General features: G+C 40.7%; 3 protein-coding genes and 1 pseudogene. 2 read left to right on the forward strand and 2 right to left on the reverse strand.

Annotation, left to right across the window (positions count from 1 at the left end):
- Nucleotides 1-156 precede the first annotated feature (156 nt).
- Complete coding sequence (locus F6K46_RS38930) at nucleotides 157-1,209, forward strand: M42 family metallopeptidase (RefSeq protein ID WP_075896591.1); 1,053 nt, start codon at nucleotides 157-159, stop codon at nucleotides 1,207-1,209.
- A 17-nt stretch (nucleotides 1,210-1,226) separates the two neighbouring features.
- Here the strand turns inward: F6K46_RS38930 and F6K46_RS38935 are convergent, their stop codons facing one another.
- Nucleotides 1,227-1,778, reverse strand: coding sequence for a hypothetical protein (locus tag F6K46_RS38935; protein ID WP_293067411.1), 552 nt, complete (start codon nucleotides 1,776-1,778; stop codon nucleotides 1,227-1,229).
- A gap of 63 nt (nucleotides 1,779-1,841) precedes the next feature.
- Here F6K46_RS38935 and F6K46_RS38940 point away from each other — a divergent pair, with 63 nt between their 5' ends.
- Entirely contained in the window at nucleotides 1,842-2,024 is a 183-nt protein-coding gene (locus F6K46_RS38940) for a hypothetical protein (RefSeq protein WP_293067409.1), read from the forward strand.
- A gap of 29 nt (nucleotides 2,025-2,053) precedes the next feature.
- Here the strand turns inward: F6K46_RS38940 and F6K46_RS40505 are convergent.
- A pseudogene (locus tag F6K46_RS40505) lies at nucleotides 2,054-2,263 on the reverse strand (hypothetical protein); the annotation flags it as partial.
- Nucleotides 2,264-3,248: the final 985 nt, after the last annotated feature.

Here is a 3,248-nt window from a genome sequence, read left to right on the forward strand (position 1 = left end):
TGTACTCTTCCTATCTCCCGATTCCCGACTCCCGATTCCCGACTCCCGCCTCCCGACTCCCGACTCCCGACTCCCGACTCCCGATTCCCGACTCCCGACTCCCGACTCCCGACTCCCGACTCCCGACTCCCGACTCCCTGTTCCCTTTTCCCAACAATGACTAACAATTACAACCAACTGTTCAAAACCATAGAAGAGTTAGTTATGCACCATTCCCCTAGTGGTGCAGAAGGGGAAATTGACCAATTGTTACTGCATCGGTTTCAAGCTTTAGGGGTGGAAACTTGGCAGGATCGGGCGGGAAATGTCATTGCTAAAATCCCTGGTAAGGATGCTGGTGCTAGTCCCATTGCGATTACTGCTCATAAAGATGAAATTGGTGGCATTGTTAAACGGATCGGTGACGCAGGACGGGTGGAAGTGCGCCGGTTGGGTGGTTCTTTTCCTTGGGTTTATGGTGAAGGTGTGGTGGATCTGTTGGGGGATAACTATACCATTAGCGGTATTCTTTCCTTTGGCTCACGTCATGTTTCCCATGAATCTCCCCAAAAAGCGTTGCAGCATGATACTCCTCTACGTTGGGAAGATGCCTGGATTGAAACCAAATGTAGTACTACAGAATTGGCAGAGGCTGGGGTGCGTCCAGGCAGTCGTATGGTGGTTGGTAAACATCGTAAGAGACCTGTGCGGCTTAAGGATTATATTGCTAGCTATACCCTGGATAATAAGGCATCGGTGGCGATTTTGCTAACGTTAGCCCAACGCTTGAAAACTCCGGCAGTTGATACGTATTTGGTGGCATCAGCAAAGGAGGAAGTAGGGGCAATTGGGGCTTTGTATTTTACCCAGAATAAATCTCTAGATGCTTTGATTGCTCTGGAAATTTGTCCCTTGTCTGGGGAGTACCCTATCGAAGATGGACCAGCACCAGTATTGCTCTCTCAAGATAATTATGGCATCTACGATGAAGGGTTAAATCGGGAATTGGGAGAAGCGGCAGAACGTTGTGAAGTCCCGATTCAGTTGGCGGTTATTGATGGTTTTGGCTCTGATGCTTCCATCGCCATGAAGTTTGGTCATGTTGCTCGTGCTGCTTGCTTGAGTTTTCCTACCCAAAATACCCATGGTTATGAAATTGCTCATTTGGGTGCGATCGCAAATTGTATCGATATTCTTGAAAGCTATAGTTCTTCAGTGATCAAGAATTAAGAATTAAGAATTAAGAATTAAGAAGTAATTTTTAAAGAAGAGCGATATATCCCTATTTCTGCTTGATGTATTCTTTGAAAAGCAGCTTGGGAAAGAGCATTTGCGAAAATATCATTCAAAGGAAAAAGACCTTTAACCACTGACTTACCTAAAGAATAGGCTAATTTACATAATTCACAGAGAAGCACTGTCAAGATTTCTGGCTCTCCATGAAGATAACCAATATAAAACTCTTCTTCTGAAACTTCCGAGTAACTTTGAATAGCTATACCTCGTAATCTTTCATTTTCTCTTAATCCGAAAACTTTTCCACCAAGCAGACATTCTTTTAATAACTCAGGAGTAAGGGTTTGACATTTAGGAATTAATTGTGTGTAAAATGTTTGTTTTTTGTATAATAAATAGTTTCTAATGATTAAAGACCAACTATCATCAAAATCTTTCAGATCTAATTGAATTAACTGGTTGGTTTCTGAAGCAATAGCATCAGCTTTATAAAGACTATAACTATCTATTTTTTGATCTCCTCGGCGAGAGATAATTTTCAACATTAGTTCATTGTCAGACAAGACACAGTAACGTAATATAGGAACATTTAGTTGAGATAAATACTTATAGCGTTTATCATAGCTATGAGGTACACATTATTGTTTCCCTCTTCCCTCTTCCCTCTTCCCTCTTCCCTCTTCATTCTTCCCTGCTCCCTGCTCCCTGCTCCCTGCTCCCTAAAAACCAGAGATTTGTACCTCATGGGTATAAGACTTGCTATATTTGTATGTGCATCTAATAATTTAGATAAACCTCGCCGTCGATAGCGACGATCTACTCTCAAAGAACTTAGCCAAGCTTCCTGTTTTGACAAAATAACGATTTCCTGCATCGCCACAGGGATATCATCAAGAGTAACTACAAAAACTTTATTTTCAGGATTGTTAATCCGTTTCTCCAATACTAAGTGCATGTAATCGTTTTTATTTTCCCAGGTATATTGGCAGAAAGCCAAGATAGGTTCTACATCTGAAATTTGAGCTAAGCGAATCTGGAATTCAGTCATCTATCCTTATGCTTTGGGTGTCTTTACAGGTTCGGTGGGTTAGTATTAGGATACAACGACTTTGACAACACGCCCTAGGGCGTGTTATCAAACTCGGAGATCCCCCTAAATCCCCCTTAAAAAAGGGGGACTTTGAGTATGGCTCCCCCCTTTTTTAAGGGGGGCTGGGGGGGATCATAATCTTGCGGAAAACTTTGAAAACACGCCCTAGGGGGGCAAAACCATACCCAGAATCAGCAACGCTGAATTTTTTCCTGCTCAGCAATATGTTTGTATCTAACAGGTAAGCCATCACAACCGATCCGGATAAATACTTTCTCTACTCATCGCTTCATCACTAAGCACAGGAATATCTCGACTCTTATGACTGTCTACCCATGCCTGAAATTCTGCTGACCATTCCTCATGGGTTGACGTTTCATAAAATGAAGCCGAAGCTGAATCATATTTATTGAGATAGTTTAATCATTTTGACACCATTAATAAATCCTTGAATTATCTAGTTACTAGTCCTGATTATTTGATCACATTTACTCGCATAATTTACATCAAAATAATTTTTAAATATCCCTTATGTCGCCACATTATCATCTCTGAATACTACTCCATAATACCTAAATTATAGTACTAATTTAATTCCTAAAACAAATGATATTTATTATAAATAACCTCCCAATTTATTCATTTACTTAAATTTGTAAAATAATGTTGCAAACTTAAAATTTATTATTGACATTTTTTGAAATATTAGTAATAATAAAAATGTCCGATATTTCGATAATATTTATGGACAAAAAGCCGCGCTTTACACGTCAACCAAGAAGCGCGGCTTATGTCCCCAGTCACAAACTATGTGTGATTGGGTAAGTCAGCAGGGTTACCCCCGCTTCGTCCCCTAAGCACCGTGCGAACAAGTCTCCAAGTACACGGCGCAACTAACTCCAAAAGAACTCATTTATCACTGCCTTCTCTTTTCTTAGATTTG

Source organism: Moorena sp. SIO3E8 (assembly GCF_010692445.1).
Lineage (GTDB): Bacteria > Cyanobacteriota > Cyanobacteriia > Cyanobacteriales > Coleofasciculaceae > Moorena > Moorena bouillonii.